This window comes from Blautia faecicola (assembly GCF_004123145.1).
Classification (GTDB): Bacteria; Bacillota; Clostridia; order Lachnospirales; family Lachnospiraceae; genus Oliverpabstia; species Oliverpabstia faecicola.
Window position 1 is genome coordinate 1,592,231 of the sequence record NZ_SDKC01000001.1, and the last position, 16,662, is coordinate 1,608,892.

Annotated in this window: 11 protein-coding genes, 1 other RNA gene and 1 riboswitch; all 12 genes read left to right on the forward strand. The window is 40.6% G+C overall.

The window, feature by feature from the left end; genetic code table 11:
- The first annotated feature begins 71 nt into the window (after positions 1 to 71).
- The 12 genes from secG to ETP43_RS07150 all read left to right on the forward strand — a co-directional run bounded on the left by secG (position 72) and on the right by ETP43_RS07150 (position 16,605).
- Positions 72 to 308 (forward strand): preprotein translocase subunit SecG, encoded by a 237-nt coding sequence (gene secG / locus ETP43_RS07095; RefSeq protein ID WP_022398428.1) that lies wholly within the window; start codon positions 72 to 74, stop codon positions 306 to 308.
- Positions 309 to 375: 67 nt separating this feature from the next.
- Entirely contained in the window at positions 376 to 2,565 is a 2,190-nt protein-coding gene (gene rnr, locus ETP43_RS07100; RefSeq protein ID WP_129257526.1) for a ribonuclease R, read from the forward strand.
- Between the two features lie 3 nt (positions 2,566 to 2,568).
- Positions 2,569 to 3,039: an SsrA-binding protein SmpB gene (gene smpB, locus ETP43_RS07105; RefSeq protein WP_022171797.1), complete on the forward strand. Its 471-nt coding sequence runs from the start codon at positions 2,569 to 2,571 to the stop codon at positions 3,037 to 3,039.
- Between the two features lie 294 nt (positions 3,040 to 3,333).
- Positions 3,334 to 3,683, forward strand: a transfer-messenger RNA (tmRNA) gene (gene ssrA / locus ETP43_RS07110).
- A 412-nt stretch (positions 3,684 to 4,095) separates the two neighbouring features.
- Entirely contained in the window at positions 4,096 to 4,356 is a 261-nt protein-coding gene (locus tag ETP43_RS07115) for a hypothetical protein (RefSeq protein ID WP_129257527.1), read from the forward strand.
- 836 nt (positions 4,357 to 5,192) lie between these two features.
- Positions 5,193 to 5,384, forward strand: a complete 192-nt coding sequence (locus ETP43_RS17580; RefSeq protein WP_243114216.1) for a hypothetical protein — start codon at positions 5,193 to 5,195, stop codon at positions 5,382 to 5,384.
- 34 nt (positions 5,385 to 5,418) lie between these two features.
- Positions 5,419 to 5,730 carry a hypothetical protein gene (locus ETP43_RS07125; protein ID WP_129257528.1) on the forward strand — a complete coding sequence of 104 codons (312 nt, stop codon included), beginning with the start codon at positions 5,419 to 5,421 and terminating at the stop codon, positions 5,728 to 5,730.
- A gap of 174 nt (positions 5,731 to 5,904) precedes the next feature.
- A complete protein-coding gene (locus ETP43_RS07130; RefSeq protein WP_243114217.1) occupies positions 5,905 to 7,230 on the forward strand; it encodes a sensor histidine kinase in 1,326 nt (441 codons plus the stop codon).
- On the forward strand, positions 7,205 to 7,978 hold the full coding sequence (locus ETP43_RS17585) for an ATP-binding protein (protein ID WP_243114218.1): 774 nt from the start codon (positions 7,205 to 7,207) through the stop codon (positions 7,976 to 7,978). Before ETP43_RS07130 ends, ETP43_RS17585 begins: the two co-directional genes overlap by 26 nt.
- Before the next feature lie 747 nt (positions 7,979 to 8,725).
- Positions 8,726 to 8,816, forward strand: a riboswitch (cyclic di-GMP riboswitch).
- A gap of 232 nt (positions 8,817 to 9,048) precedes the next feature.
- Positions 9,049 to 12,255 carry a response regulator gene (locus ETP43_RS07140; protein ID WP_129257529.1) on the forward strand — a complete coding sequence of 1,069 codons (3,207 nt, stop codon included), beginning with the start codon at positions 9,049 to 9,051 and terminating at the stop codon, positions 12,253 to 12,255.
- A 205-nt stretch (positions 12,256 to 12,460) separates the two neighbouring features.
- On the forward strand, positions 12,461 to 14,317 hold the full coding sequence (locus ETP43_RS07145; protein ID WP_129257530.1) for an ABC transporter substrate-binding protein: 1,857 nt from the start codon (positions 12,461 to 12,463) through the stop codon (positions 14,315 to 14,317).
- A gap of 110 nt (positions 14,318 to 14,427) precedes the next feature.
- On the forward strand, positions 14,428 to 16,605 hold the full coding sequence (locus ETP43_RS07150) for an ATP-binding protein (RefSeq protein WP_243114219.1): 2,178 nt from the start codon (positions 14,428 to 14,430) through the stop codon (positions 16,603 to 16,605).
- Positions 16,606 to 16,662: the final 57 nt, after the last annotated feature.

A 16,662-nucleotide genomic window follows, 5' to 3' on the forward strand; every position in this document is an offset into this window, starting at 1 on the left:
TTGCAGGAAAAGGTTGAAATTAAGAATCCCCTATGGTAAAATAAATGAGGTTGACCATAGGAGGTGTAATTGTGAACATTTTACGGATTGTATTGACGGTTATTTTTGTAATCGATTGTATAGGTTTGACAGTAGTTGTCCTGATGCAGGAAGGAAAACAGAAAGGTCTGGGAGCTATTTCCGGTATGGCAGATTCTTACTGGGGACAGAATAAAGGTCGTTCCATGGAAGGTCATTTGGTACTGGCTACAAAGATCATGGCTATTCTGTTTATGGTACTGGCAATCGTATTAAATATGAATTTTTAATTGGCGTGAAAAAGAACACTCTTGCAACTCTTTGCAAGGGTGTTTTTGCACATAAAGGGAAAAGAACATGAGAACAAATAATAAAAAGTTAAAAAACAGAAAAAAACTGCTTCTGGATTTCGTATCTAATAAGGAATATCAGCCGATGCGCGCAAAAGATATTGCGATGTTGCTGCAGATTCCGAAAGGAAAACGATCCGAACTTTTTCAGGTTCTGGATGAACTGGAGGTAGAAGGAAAAATTACCTGTAAAAAAGGAAAATACGAGAAAGTACGGAAAAGTGCTGCGGCAAATCTATCTGCACAGGAACTGTTAGAGGGAACGTTTATTGCTCATCCGAAAGGATTTGGCTTTGTGGAACTGGAAGATCAGGAAGAAGATCTGTATATTCCGCAGGACGATACCATGGGTGCTTTCCATAAAGACCGGGTACAGGTGAAAGTAAAAGAAGAACGAACCGGTCAGCGCCGGGAGGGAACCATTGTCCAGATCCTTGGACATGGAATCACGGAAGTGGTCGGTACATTTGAAAAAAGCAAAAATTATGGATTTGTGATTCCGGATAATCAGAAAATCCAACAGGATATTTTTATTCCGAGAGAACACACGCTGGGAGCGAACGATGGCGATAAAGTTGTGGCAAAGATTACTTCCTACGGCGGAAAGAATAAGAATCCGGAGGGAAGAGTGCAGGAAGTGCTGGGAGCACAGGGCGCACCGGGCATCGACGTACTTTCTATTGCGAGAGCGTATGAACTTCCGATGGATTTTCCGGTAAAAGTGGCAAACCAGGCGGATCGCGTGCCGGATCATGTGATCGAAGGGGATTTTCAGGGACGTATGGATCTGAGAAACTGGACGGTTGTTACCATTGACGGAGAAGATGCAAAAGATCTGGATGATGGAATTTCTCTGACAAAAGATGGAAATATCTATCATCTTGGTGTGCATATCGCAGATGTCACCAATTATGTGCAGGGCGGAAGTGCCCTCGACCGGGAAGCGCTGCGCCGTGGAACCAGCGTGTATCTGGTAGACCGTGTGATTCCGATGCTTCCGAAACGTCTATCCAACGGGATCTGTTCCCTGAATCAGGGGGAAGACCGACTGGCACTCAGCTGTCTGATGGATATTGACGCGCAGGGAAATGTGGTCAGTCATAAGATTGCAGAGACCGTCATCTGTGTCGATCGCCGGATGACTTATACGGCAGTGAAGAAGATCCTGGAAGGCGATGCAGATCTTCGAAGAGAATATCAGGATTTTGTGCCGCTGTTTCATCATATGAAAGATCTGTCTGCGATCCTTCGGAAAAAGAGAAGCAACCGCGGCTCCATTGATTTTGATTTTCCGGAGAGTAAAGTGTATCTGGATGAGATGGGAAGACCGGTGGAGATCAAAGCGTATGAGCAGAATGTAGCGACAAAGATCATTGAGGATTTTATGCTTCTTGCCAATGAAACGGTGGCAAAAGAATACTGTGAGCGAGAGATTCCATTTTTATACCGTACCCATGAGAATCCGGACAGTGATAAGATGGAAAAAGTACTGACCTTTATCCGTAATCAGGATATTCCGGTACACAAGTCACACGAAGAAATTACACCATTAGAAGTCCAGGAGATTCTGAATGAGATCGAAGGAGAACCTACCGAGCCACTGATCAGCCGTCTGTTACTTCGTTCAATGAAACAGGCAAGATATACGACAGGCTGCAGCGGACATTTCGGACTGGCAGCAAAGCATTACTGTCATTTTACTTCACCGATCCGAAGATATCCTGATCTTCAGATTCACCGGATCATCAAAGAAACGATCCGCGGTCGGATGAATCAGGAGAAAAAGATGTATTATGCACAGATTCTCGGGGATGTGGCAGATAAAACCAGTGCGCTGGAACGCAGAGCCGAAGAGGTAGAACGGGAAACCATAAAACTGAAAAAGGCAGAATACATGGAAACCAGACTGGGACAGAACTATGAGGGTATTATTTCCGGAGTCACCGGTTGGGGGCTGTATGTGGAACTGCCGAATACGGTGGAAGGTCTGGTGCATATCAGTACACTGATGGATGATTACTATCACTTTGATGAGGAAACATACTGTCTGGTGGGCGAAAAGACCGGACACACGTACCGTCTGGGACAGAAAGTGACGGTAAAAGTATCACAGGTAGATCTGTCCACGAAGAGTATTGATTTCATTTTAAAAGAAGAAAACAGCTGTTTTAATAAATACATGGATTGGGAGGATTAAGAAATGGCAAAGGAAAAGGGAAGCCGTCTGATCGCGAACAATAAAAAGGCGTATCATGATTATTTTATTGAAGAGACTTACGAGGCCGGTATTGCACTCCATGGAACAGAAGTAAAATCGCTGCGTATGGGAAAATGCAGTATCAAGGAATCGTTTGTGAGAATCGAAAATGAGGAAGTGTACATCTACGGGATGCACATCAGCCCTTACGAAAAAGGAAATATTTTCAACCGGGATCCGCTGCGTGTGAAAAAACTGCTGTTGCATAAAAGCGAGATCCGTAAAATGAAAGGCAAGATCGCAGAGAAAGGTTACACGCTGGTACCTTTGAAAGTATATTTTAACCGGAGCCTGGTAAAAGTGGAGATCGGTCTGGCAAAAGGTAAAAAACTGTACGACAAGAGACAGGATATCGCCAAGAAGGATCAGAGAAGAGAGGCAGAGAGAGATTTCAAGGTTCGGAATCTGTATTAGGAAAATGGCTTAGAAATTGAAATAATTGACAGATTGGATTGCATGATTTTAGATTGTGCTGATGCAATGTATCAATTATGATGGATTTCAGATATCATAGCATGGTTAGGAGGCTTTGCTTTCCCTGGTGGTTGTTGATCGGAAAAAGTGAAAAGTCCTGACCATACAGGGATATTTACAGAAGAAATCGTTCAGGTCTTGACAATGCTCTCTATGTCACATATAATAGAACAAGTACAAACAGAAACTGTCTGCGAACCATACAACTGTTTACTCATAAGATTTTATATGTGAGGGCTTGTACTGGTTTCGACGGGGGTTTTGAAGTTTGGGAAGCCATTCGCAGTTCTGGGACTGCGTCATCAACCTGGAAATTAAATTTAAACGCAGACGAAAATTTAGCGTACGCTGCCTAATGGCAGCTGTCGGTTTCTGAGTCTCCCGCAACCCAGATTCCGGCATCAAACTCCGCGGGGCACTTTTCCTTCAAAGCTTTGAGAAGAAAAAAGAATTTATGAAGCTACTGAAGTCTGAAGCCTGTCATCCGGCGCCAGACGGAGGGAATGTCAAAAGAATGACTGTAATGGGAGATGCCTGAATGGATAGGCTTTCGGACAGGGGTTCGATTCCCCTCAGGTCCATATTTAAAAAACCCTGGAAATCCTTGATTTCCGGGGTTTTTTGCTGTCTGGTGGAGAGAAAAAATGCTGTTTTGAACCGTTTCAAACCGTTTCAGAGTGGAAAAATTGGGGTCAAAATTGGGGTCAAAATCGAAGCTGAAATCATTTGAAAAATCTATGGTTTTAGAGTGTTTCAAATTAAAAAATGATAGTATAAGGCTGAAGTATTCGACGTATTTTCTGAATAAAAGTATATGAGGAAGGAAAAACATTTACCCTTAATGCCATTCTAAGTGGCGTTAGGGGTTTTGTATTATACTCAAAAAATCTTTTTAAAATCCGGAAAAAACGTCTGTCCGAAAAAATCCAATTTTTCAAAAATTCGACATACTATAAATGTAACCGTTAATAAGTCTTTAGAAAGGAGGGAGTCGAAATGATCATTTTGACACCGATTCCAGTAGAAACAAAAAAAGCGTTAGAAAGGGGGGAATGCGTGGGGCAAACAATTCAAGAATCTCCGTGGGAGGTCAGCGTTGAATCTGTGATTGGATATGAATTTGTAAGAGATATGCAGATCAAAAAAACAAAGATTTTTCCGCCGTCAAGAGAAGCTATTCCAATCGTTGGTTGGCTTAAATATATGGGAGAATCTGCACATCCAAATCATGATGATGTCAAGAGCAATATGGCTTGAACGGAGCTGTGGGAAGGCTGTGTAAACAGAATTCTCATAGCCGAAAGAGAAAGCCAGCGCCTTGAGACGCTGGCCTAGTAACAAGGGCTTATAGCCCTAGAGCAAACCACCCATGGACGGGTGGTCCTGATTTGCGCACCATGGGTGCGCTCTAACGGGTGAGAGTCGTGTGTTCTGCAAGCTGTTATCAGCTTGCCAGTGAAAGTCTGGTCAAGGTAATCGCCAGTGAGCCTTGTAGCGAGCCTCCAATGCTTTTGGGTGATTGATTGTGTTGAAGCGAGGTATGCCTGTGAGAAACAGGTGCAAAATAACAGTCCGTAACATAAAGTGAATCCTGTAGCATCGTTACGTTAGCCCCGTAAGGGGACAAGAGGGAGTCGAGTCACTGACTTTCTGACGAAGACCATGGAAGATGTGGGGATACTGGGGTATAGCATTGAAGAACCCTTCGGTGTAGAGGGAGCGGAATGTTATGAAAGTTGATAACGGAACAGGAGAGATCTCATACCATCATATAGCCACAAGTATGTAACTGAGGATATAAGCACGCATGCGAAATTTCTTGGGAAGTGGTATGAGAAGTCGGAGGAGCCCATAGTATCTATGAACTGTTGGTAAGAAAAACAATGGGAGAAAAGGGGCTCTGCTTTAATCAGGATTAACGGGAAGGTAAGGGATAGTGCATGCCAAACATTGGACAACAAGCGTGACATTTGGAAAGAAATGTTTGAAGCAGCAAAAGCGGAAAAGCAGAAAAGCAGGATGATCAATCAGAACTTGTACCATTCTGGTGTTTTGGGAAAGATCAGAGTGTAAAGATAGAGAGACTCGTGCCAATGTACCCGATGAGCAAGGACGAGGTGAATTATGAAAGGTTGATAAAGATTCTATCTCTTTACCGGCTCACATTAGGTCAGGCAAGACAGGAAGAACTTCTGGAATATTTGTTCAAGGAATTTAAAGATACAAACGGATTAAAGGAATTATTTATTGATTTGAGTCCGTTTTCAAAAGGAAAAGAGGGCTGATGATATGAGAATACTTTTTTGCAATATAGCATGAATGAAAGAATACCGGGGAAACGAAGATGGAAGGGATATTCCAGTAAATGGCGGAAGTTTTGTCAATGAGACCGGAGATGCACATGAAAAGTATAATTTCACACCAGTGAATATAGAGGGTAAGGAAGGTTTATATTGTCTGGGATTCTTCGAGACAAAATCACATAATGGGAAAGATGTCAATCAAATGCGGATAGAGAATATTGCAGGTTGTGAACTGTGTAAAGAAGAAGAATCAGTAGATGATGTACCTGTTGTATATTGTGCAAAACATCCGGCACATAAGTTTACAACAGCTGACAATCAGAATTAATTCAGAATAGAATATATTCTCTCTCCGGTTGTGGCGGAGGGAGGATTATTTAAAAGAAATACTGTGAGGAAGGAGATGGCCTTGTGGCGGTAAAACAATTAAAGAAACAGTTGACGGATATATTTGGATAAGAATATAATCTGTATCAGAGAATTTACAGGGAGACAAATAAACATGAGTCAGGATATTATTAATAATCGCTTTTTGGAAGAGTCGGTATTTGCTATTGCCGATGGATACTGCGTGATCAATCTCACAAAGAGTATTGTACGTGGTTCCATGTATCAGGTAGTTAATGGAAAAAAATATAATCTGAATGAACAATTAGGTTTGCCGGAAAATTCAAGCTTACAGAGTCTGGTAGATGCATGGGCATTGACCATACCTGAGGAAGGTCTTAAAGATTTTCTGCACGAGTTTGACAGAGAACGATTATTAAATCGGTTTGAAAATGGCGAACGTCATATATCGTTCCGATACTGGACCAGGACTGCTACTTTTGAGCCCATGCTTGCAGAAGATCACATGGCTCTGTACCGTGAAGAGAAAACTGGAGATGTCATTGCAGTTAATTATGTTCTTGACCGTACAGAACATTACCGCTTAGAGGAAAAAGAGCGGGCACTGGAAAAATCAAACAGAGAGTATGCGAAGCTTCTGGAAGAAGAGAAAAAGCATACGGCTATGATCGAGGAATTGACAAAGAAACTGCAAAGTCAGTTGGAGTTGTTTACCGTATCCATCCCCGGCGGCGTCAAAATCAGTAATGATGACCCGGAATACTCTTTCAAATATGTTTCAGAACAATTTGCAAATATGCTCGGTTACGCAACACCAAAGGAACTGTTGGACGCTTCTGGCGGTAATATTATCGGCCTTGCTCATCCAGATGACGTGAAGGTCGGACTTGCAGATGCATTAAATCAATATACTCATTCCGATCATTATGCTACTATTTACCGGATACGCTGTAAGGATGGTACATACAAATACATCGAAGATCGCGGACAGAAAGTAATAAAGGAAGACGGAACCATTGAACATTGGAATCTCATGCTGGATAAAAATGACTTCATGCACAAATCAATTGCCTTGGAAAGTGAAAAGAAAGCAAATAAAAGCAAGTCTGATTTTCTCTCCAGGATGTCTCACGATATGAGAACCCCGCTGAATGGAATTATCGGATTGATGAAGATTGCTGAGAAACATTTTGATGACAGGGAATTGGTCCTGGAAAATTTCAGAAAAATGCAGGTAGCTGCAGATTATCTATTGTCTCTTATTAACGATATCCTTCAGATGAGCAAGATTGAAGATGGAAATGTACCTCTGACGCAGGAAATCATCAATTTTGAGGAATTAAGCCAGGACGTTCTGACTATCATAGAACAGCGGGCAAAAGACAGAGGAATCCAGATGCAGTTCTGTTCAAAAAAAAGAAGGGCTTCGATATCCTTTTATTTATGGAAGTCCGGTGCATTTAAGACAGATATTTCTTAATATTTATGGAAATTGTATTAAGTATAACCGAATTGGCGGCAAGATAATAACGGTGTCAGATTATACAGAAGCTGTTGACGGAATTACGACATATGAGTGGACCATAACTGATACTGGCATTGGTATGAGCAGGGAATACCAGGAGCATATATTTGAGCCGTTTTCGCAGGAAAGAGAGGATGCAAGAAGTACACAGCAGGGAATTGGACTGGGAATGGCGATTGTAAAAGGTCTGATTGAAAAGATGGGTGGAACTATTGAAGTTAAAAGCAAAGAAGGCATTGGCTCAACCTTTATCCTCAGGATTCCGTTTAAACTTGCTTCCGCACCAGATACAGTAAAGAAAACAGCGGCACAGATGGATATCAGCGGATTAAACTTATTGCTGGTGGAGGATAATGAACTGAATGCAGAAATTGCAGAAACGCTGTTGTCTGATGAAGGTGCAAATCTGACAGTTGCAAGAGATGGATTGCAGGCGGTCAGAATGTTCCAGGAGAAACCGGAAGGTTATTTTGACGCAATTCTGATGGATACCATGATGCCTGTAATGGATGGGATTACTGCGACAAAAACAATCCGGTCACTGAAACATCCAGATGCTGAGACGATCCCGATTATTGCCATGACAGCAAATGCATTCAGAGAAGATAAAGAAAAGTGTCTGGTAGCAGGAATGAATGCTCACTTGGCAAAGCCTATAAAAATTGAAAACATAAAGAGAATTTTGTGTGAATATTGTGTGTAGTGGTTGCAACTTCTCAAATCCGTATACCTATTTTTCACGTTCTGTAGGATATTATAACGTAAATGTAAAACTGGCAGGTATTTCTGCTGAATAAGACAGCAAATATGAATTAAAAGGTCATGGCACGAACCATGGCTTTTCTTTTATCCCGATTTCCCCATATTGTCTACTATCCCCAATCTCCTCCACGCATTTTCGGTACATCTGATGAATTGCTATTTCTCTGACTTCTGGTATAGTCATGTAACTGAAAAGAGAACTTCAGAAGGGAGAAATGCAATATGCGAAAAAAATAGGATATCATATGGGAGCAAAGTAGATTATGGGAATCAGTGGAGAAATGGGTGATTAAGTATTTGAAAAAGAATCACTCAGAATATCGTGAACTCCAGGTGAAAGCAATGAGAATTGTGAACGAAAATCCAGCACTGCGGATACTGATAAATAGTATGGAAGGTATATAATGGGTGAGTAATGAGGCTTTGCATTGCGAGTTGGTTCGTGGTGTGAAGCCTCTTTTTGGATCTAAAATTTATTATCGAACAATAGGTTATGTTTAGTTAATGGAGAGAATAGCACTATAAATGATGAATGAGCTTCATATGAAAAAATGTTAGGTTTTTAGGATTCATCGATTTAGATCTTTTATAAAGAGAAGTTCAAAAACAGAAGTAAAATATATGTAGATTTTTAAAAAAATTATTGACGTGCGGAAAACCGCGTGGTATCTTCTTTTGAAGAAAGAGATTATTTTAAAGGCAAACCTGTTGAAAGGCAGGGACGCAAAGCCAGAAGGGGCTAAAGTCAGAAAATTTGACCAGGTCAGCCGGTTACCACTGTTTCCATATCATATATGGAAAAGATGTGAAAACGGAAGAGATTTCGATAACTTTTATACTATATAGATGTGTGATTTTAAAAAATATAGTAGGGACACTGGCATATTTTGTCAGGTGTCCTTTTTATATGTCAAAATAAATACGAAAACGATGTACTAGTAGGGACAGGTTCTCTGTATACAGATAAAAGTAGGATGAAGAAGACATAAAACGAAGAGAGGATTTTATAAAATGCGAAATTATGAAGACAAAATATATTCTTTAGGTGAGACTGTAACGGGACAGACACAGGATATGTCACAGGCCGTACAGAAAACACTGGAAAATAATGGCGGAGTAGGTATAATGACAGGATATTATGACCAAAACCTGTCTATTTTGTCTGTGAATAATCTGCTGTTACATAGTACAGGACATACCTTCGACACCTTCATGGAACAGACAAAAGGCTCATTGAAAAACTTCTTTTATGATGAGGAAGATATACTGGATCGAAATCGTTTTTTGCAGCTTCGCGGAGCAGGGGAAGCACAGATCCTTACTGCGGACGGTACCGTGAATAATGTACGACTTTATAAAGAGGATGCGACAGATGAAGCGGGCAGACAGATCTGGGTTATGTCCGTACAGGTCAACTGGGATCATGTAAATTTGACACTGCTCAATGAGGCTATCTATTCCGGCTTCTGGTATTTTGACTGTGACGAAAACAGTGAGATTGTGAATGCAAACTGGAGTCATGAATTCCGAAAAATGCTTGGCTATCATGACACTCTGGACTTTCCGAATAAACTGGAATCCTGGTCAAATCTTCTGCATCCACAGGATAAAGAAAGAGTAATGGTGCAGCTTCAGGCGGCAATTAAGGATAAGACGAACCAGATAAAATATCAGGTAGAGTATCGTATGAGAATGAAGGATCATCAGTACCAGTGGTTTCGGGCATCGGCAGAAGTAATACGCCGTCTGGATGGTTCTGCCAGCAGGATTGCCGGAATTTTTATTAACATTGATACAGAGAAAAAAGAAACCATGCAGGCACAAAAATCTGCTGCTTTCCACCGGGCTTTTACGAAAGCAGATTTGTGCGAGTATTATGTGAATCTGGAAGCGAATACTTTTGATACCTTTAAGGTTGAACCGTCCCTGATGACCGTCTTTGAACAGAGTCATACGTGGGATGAACTGATCCGGCATTTTGTGGATTCCTATGTTGTGGAGACAGATAAGAAGGCGGTATCCTCTTTTTACGACCGTGGTTATATTGCAGAAAGGCTGAAGGGTCTGGAAACCGAATTGGCTTTAGAGTGCCGTATCACTCTGAATGGAGAAGAACGATGGGTCCGCAATGTGGTCATACGTGGCGAAATAGAGGATTCAGAATATGCCATGATCTTTCTGCGTGATATCACAGAGGCAAAGGTAGAGAGCGCACGGCATCTGAAGATGGCAGCGGATAATGCTTCCATGGAGCAGCTGATCCAGAGTATTGTGCGTCTGGTTGACCGCTTTGTTGTCTGTGATCTGGAAAATGACAGATATGAATTCTACAACCTGAATGGACAGATGATATATAAACCTCTGGGATTCTATCATGATTTTCAGATGCAGGTTCTTGAAAAGTATAAGACACTGGAAACATTGGAACCTATTGATGTTCTGACAGCCCCGGAAAATATCCGGAAAAATCTGAAAAGTGAAAATGATATTTATAAGTTTGAGTACTGCAGCCTAGATGAAAAGACTTATAAAATCGCTTCTTATATTCCTATGGAATGGGAGAATGGAAAACTGATAAAAGTATTGATGGCATCCATGGACGTGACACAGGAGAAGAAAGCAGAGATCGAATCCCGCCAGGCACTGAAAGAGGCTTACCGGTCTGCTGAAAATGCAAACCGTGCGAAAACAGAATTCCTTTCCAATATGTCCCATGATATCCGGACGCCGATGAATGCCATTGTGGGTCTGACGGCAATCGCAGGAGCAAATATTGAGAGTCAGGACAGAGTCATTGAGTGTCTCAGCAAAATTACAAAATCAAGCCGTCATCTGCTGGGGTTAATTAATGAAGTGCTGGATATGGCACGCATTGAAAGCGGAAAAATGACGCTGGCACAGGAGGATTTCAATTTGCCAGATCTGGTGGATAATCTTATAACACTCATAAAACCGGTGATTGATGAACATAAACACAATTTAGATATACACATTAATCACATTGAACATGAAAGTGTCTGTGGTGACAGCCTGAGAATCCAGCAGGTATTTGTGAATCTGATGAGTAATGCGATCAAGTATACACCGGATGGTGGGAATATTACTTTTTCCATAGAGGAAAAGCCAAATGGATTTTCGGAACTTGGATGCTATGAATTTACGATTGAGGATAATGGGATCGGTATGTCACCGGAATTCCAGAAAATCATGTTTGATCCTTTCAGCCGCGCAGATGACCATCGGACAACCAGAGTTCAGGGAACAGGTCTGGGAATGGCAATCAGCAGAAATATTGTGAACCTGATGAATGGTAATATTAAAGTGGAAAGCACCTTACATAAGGGAACTAAAATTACAGTAACAATTTATCTGGAACTTCAGGAAAAAGAAAAAGAACAGGACAGAAATCTGATGAATCTGCCTGTTCTGGTTGTGGATGATGATAAGACATGTTGTGAAAGTACAGTTGCCACATTGAAGGAGATTGGGATTACAGGCGAATGGGTCCTCTCCGGCAGAGAAGCCGTTGAGCGCTGTTATGCACGTCATGAGCTAAAAAATGATTACTTTGCTGTTATTTTAGATTGGAAAATGCCGGATATGGACGGAATTGAAACAGCCAGACAGATTCGGAAACGGATAGGGAAAGAGACTACCATTATTGTACTGACATCTTATGAATTTAGCGAGATCGAAGAAGAAGCAAAGGCTGCAGGCGTAGATGCTTTTATTGCAAAACCGCTGTTCCGTTCCCGTTTGACGGCTACATTGCGGCAGTTTACTTCTGGCAGAAAAGAAAAAACAGCAGGAAATTATCTGGATGAGCTGTCGGAAGCAGATTACACAGGAAAAAGAATTCTGCTGGTCGAGGATAATGAGCTAAACAGAGAAATTGCTGTTGAAATTCTGCAGATGACAGGAGCAGAAGTGGAAACAGCGGAAAATGGAAAAATTGCAGTTGAAAAAGTGGAAGCTTCTCCAAAAGGTTTGTATGATCTTATTTTTATGGATATTCAAATGCCTGTCATGAATGGTTATGAGGCAACCGCAGCAATCAGGAGCCTTCCGGGTGAACAGGGAAAACTGCCAATTGTTGCCATGACAGCAAATGCTTTTGCAGAAGATGTACAGCTGGCAAAAAATACAGGCATGAATGGACATATCGCGAAACCGCTGGATATGAATAAGCTGAATGATGTTCTGGACAACTGGCTGTAATTGCTTCACAGGTGCATGTGAAAAGCTTCTGAAAAAGTAGAGAGAGGTATAATAGCATTAATATTTTTGCATGAGCAAGTAGCGAAGCGGATTGCGAACATCCGCTTTACAAGTTATAATAGAATAATCGGCAAATAAGATGAAAGTCTGAGATGGGATTATTGAATTATGATTTTTATCAGGAAAGAATGAGGAAAATAAGAGTATGAAAAAGGCAAAGCATTATCTGATAGCTTTATTGTCAGGGGTGCTTGTAGCAGCTACTGTTTTGTCTGGCTGTGGACAATCTAAAAAAGTAGTATCTAAAAATGACGATCACCTTACCGTGTATCTGTGGGAAAATCGTTTAATTAAAAATATTGTACCCTATATCCATGAGCAGTTTCCAGATCAGGATATTGAGTTTATTACCGGTAACAATGATACCGATTTATATAGATATTTTGAGGAACATGGTGAACTGCCGGATATCATAACCGTACGTCGATTTTCTGGAAAAGATGCACAGGATCTGGAGCCATATCTAATGGATTTTGCTTCTTATGATGTAGTTTCCAGGTATTACTCCTATGCATTGCAATATTATAAAAATTCAAAAAATGAGATTCAGTGGCTTCCTATCTGCGGTATGCCGCAGACGATTATTGCCAACAAGACATTGTTTGAACAGTATGGAATCAAGATACCGAAAAACTATAAGGAATATGCACAGGCGTGCCAGCAATTTTATGATAATGGTATAAAACCGTATTCCCTGGATCTTGCAGAAGACTGGTCTGCTCATGAGGTGATTCAGACAGGTGCAATCGGTGAATTCATGAGTCTGGATGGAATCGAATGGAGAAGCTCAGCTGAAAGTGCATCAGGGGATATTGCGTTTGATGATGCGTTATGGAAACGTATTTTTTCAGAAACCAATACATTTTTGAAGGACTCACATTTTACAAGTGATGATATCAGCATCGATATTAATACTGCAGCGCAGATGTTCCTTGAGGGAAAAGCAGCAATGTTTCATGGTTATCCGGCACTTATGCAGGAATATCAGGGACAGATGGATGCAGAATTAACCCGTATACCGTTTTTTTCACAGATTTCGGATGAAGCTTTTATAAATATGACCCCTTCTCTGAATATTGCATTCAACAAAGACCTGGAAAAGGATCAGGAAAAACTGGATCTGGCATTCGATGTCCTGGATTGCATGATTTCAAAAGAAGGACAAACGCTGATCGCAGATGGAAAGGGTGTAATTTCATTAAATGTAGATGTTCCAAACATGATGGAAGAGGTACCTGGCCTGGAAGATGAAATTAATAATAATTCTGTTTATATCCGATATTCTGCTCAAAAATCATTTGATGCCAGCCTTAAGGCTGTTCACGGATTATTGTCAGGGGAAATGGATGAAACACAGGCTTATGATGCTTTTCGAAGCACAATGAACAGTAAGGATTCAAAAGAAAAAACCACAGTAAGTTTTGAAAACGAATATGCCATTTCGCTAAATGATAAAAACGGTCGCGATGCGGCATCTTCTATTTTAACTACGATCAGAGAAGAAAATGATGCGCAGCTGGCTCTGGTGCCATATTATTATTTTACTTCTTCCATTTACAAAGGGGAGTGCACCGGCAGCCGAGTTGCTTTGATGACGGCAAAGAGTTCAGATACATTTTTATACCTGGCAAAAATCAATGGCAAAGAAATTTATGAACTTGCGGAGAAATATCTTGCCGAGTCCGATGAGAAATTTCACATAACCAATAAATACGAATTGCCAATTGCATCCGGTATGAAAATAATCGTCAGGCAGGAGGAAAACGGATTCTCATTAAAGGACATAGAAGTAAATAAGAAAAAAATAGACAAAGACAAGGAGTACTCTATTCTTCTTACAGAAACCACAATGTCTGTTTTGAAAAAAATAAATCCGGAATGTGAGATCAGGCAGCTTAAGGACAAGCTTAAGGACACAACATTATCAAGTGCATGGACTGCAGCAATGGCAAACGGACAGCAACCGTCAGCACCGGAAGATTATATAGAGGTTGAAATATAAAAGTGGGAATAGAACAAGCGATAACAAAAAGAAAAAAGATGATAATGCCATTGTTCTTTTTAATTCTTATCTTTTTAAGCTTAATTTTTGTAAAGCTCCTTTTGAACAGGATGAACAGCTATATCGCGGAAAACGGGAAAAGCAGTATGGGAGCTGTTGTTGAACAGATACAGCAGACCTATGATCTGCAGGTGAATGGATACTACAGCCAGCTGCATTTGCTTGAGGATTCTCTTATTCAAGAGGAAGTGAGATCTATTGAACTGGATAGAAACAAGAAGTTCTTTGAGGCATGGCAGAAAGAATCTGAAAGTACACTTCTATTTCTCCAGGAAAATGGAAAGGCAATCACCACTGATGGAACAAAACTTCGGGTTGACATGCCAAGTAAATGTTTGTTGGATTTGAGGAACGGATATAATATTGGAAAATTGGTTTCTCTTGATTATGAGCAGAATAAAAAAGATGGTTATCTGGTTGCAATTCCATGTCAGGAATATACGATTAATGGGGAAACTTATACGGCAATTGGAACCTTGTATGATCATTCAAAATTAGATTCCATGTTAAGTGTGAAAAGCTATAACGGGAATGCGTATCTGTTTATGCTGGATAACGACGGAAATATTACTTATACAAATCAGATAGAAGATAAATTTTTTAGGAACTATTTTTTGTTAAAGCATTTAAAAGGAGATCAGGCTATCACTGAGGAAGAGGCTGGTTCTCTTCAAAAAAAGCTGGATGGCAGAGAACAGGGGGTAGAACTTCTGGGAAGTGACAAACCTTACTATCTGGGATACTGTCCGATAGAAAATAATAACACCATGCTGATCTGTATTGTAGAAAAGAGTGTTGTAGATAATGTACTGGAAGATTATCAGAAAACAATAGTGTTTGAAACAATACTCATGGCAGGTTTTATACTTTTGCTTTTTGTCGGATTATTCTACAGTATTTCTAGACGTAGTCTTGCTGAGCAAAAAGCTGAATATGAAAAAAGAAATAATGAGATTCAGACGCAGGCAATGAAGGAAATGGAGGAGTCCAATAAAAAACTGAAAAAAGCAAAGGACATTACAACGGAAGCCTTGCAGACCGCTGAAAATGCAAATAAGGCGAAAACAGATTTCCTGTCCAATATGTCACATGATATTCGTACACCAATGAATGCAATTATTGGTATGACATCATTAATCAGATATGATGCAGGGAATAAAGATAAAGTAATAGAGTATGCAGATAAAATAGATATTTCATCACAGCATCTGTTAGGGATTATTAATGATGTTCTGGATATGAGTAAGATTGAAGCAGGAAAAACAGTTTTTAAATACAATGATTTTTCCATTCTGAATTTTATACAGGAAATCAATACTTTATTTCAGTCACAGATAGATGAAAAAAAACAGACTCTTACGATCATAAAAGAAAACATCCGGCACGAATGGGTGAACGGAGATCAGATTCATCTGATGCAGATTTTCAGCAACTTGCTTTCTAATGCAGTGAAGTACACGCAGGAAGGTGGAAAAATTCAGTTTCTGATAGAAGAATGTGAGACAAAGTCATCTGTCTATGCAAAGTACCGTTTCTTAGTCAGCGATAATGGTATGGGAATGTCTGCAGATTTCAAAGAGACGATTTTTGATCCGTTTACCCGCGCTGAAAGTTCTATGACTAATAAGATACAGGGAACCGGTCTCGGAATGGCTATTACCAGAAATCTGGTTAAAGCAATGGGAGGCACCATTGATTTGGAGAGTGAACTGGGACAGGGAAGCTGTTTTGAAGTTTTTATAGATCTGAGAATTGCAGAGAACAGAACAGTTGCTTTGGTAGCACAAGAAGAAATAGCTGAACCGGATAGTAATACCCTGAAAGGAATGAGGTTCCTGTGCGCAGAGGATAATGAGCTGAATGCAGAAATCCTGATGGAACTGTTAAAGATCGAGGGGGCAGAGTGTACAATCTGTGAAAATGGTGAAAAAGTTCTGGAGACATTTGAACAGTCTGCCCCGGGGGATTATGACATGATCCTGATGGATGTGCAGATGCCTGTCATGAACGGTTATGAGGCAACAAAAGCAATCCGCAGAAGTTCTCATGAACTGGCAATGACAATTCCGATCATTGCTATGACCGCCAATGCGTTTTCTGAGGATATTCAGCATTCTCTGGCAGCCGGTATGAATGCCCATGTTTCAAAACCGGTTGAGATGAAGGTATTGGAAAAGACGATCAGAAGCATAAAATCCGGCGGGGGGCACCGAAATGCAGGTCATTGAACAGTGATAAATGGAAAGTAAAAAGTGGAGATTGCTCCCAAAGGCTTGTATGATCTT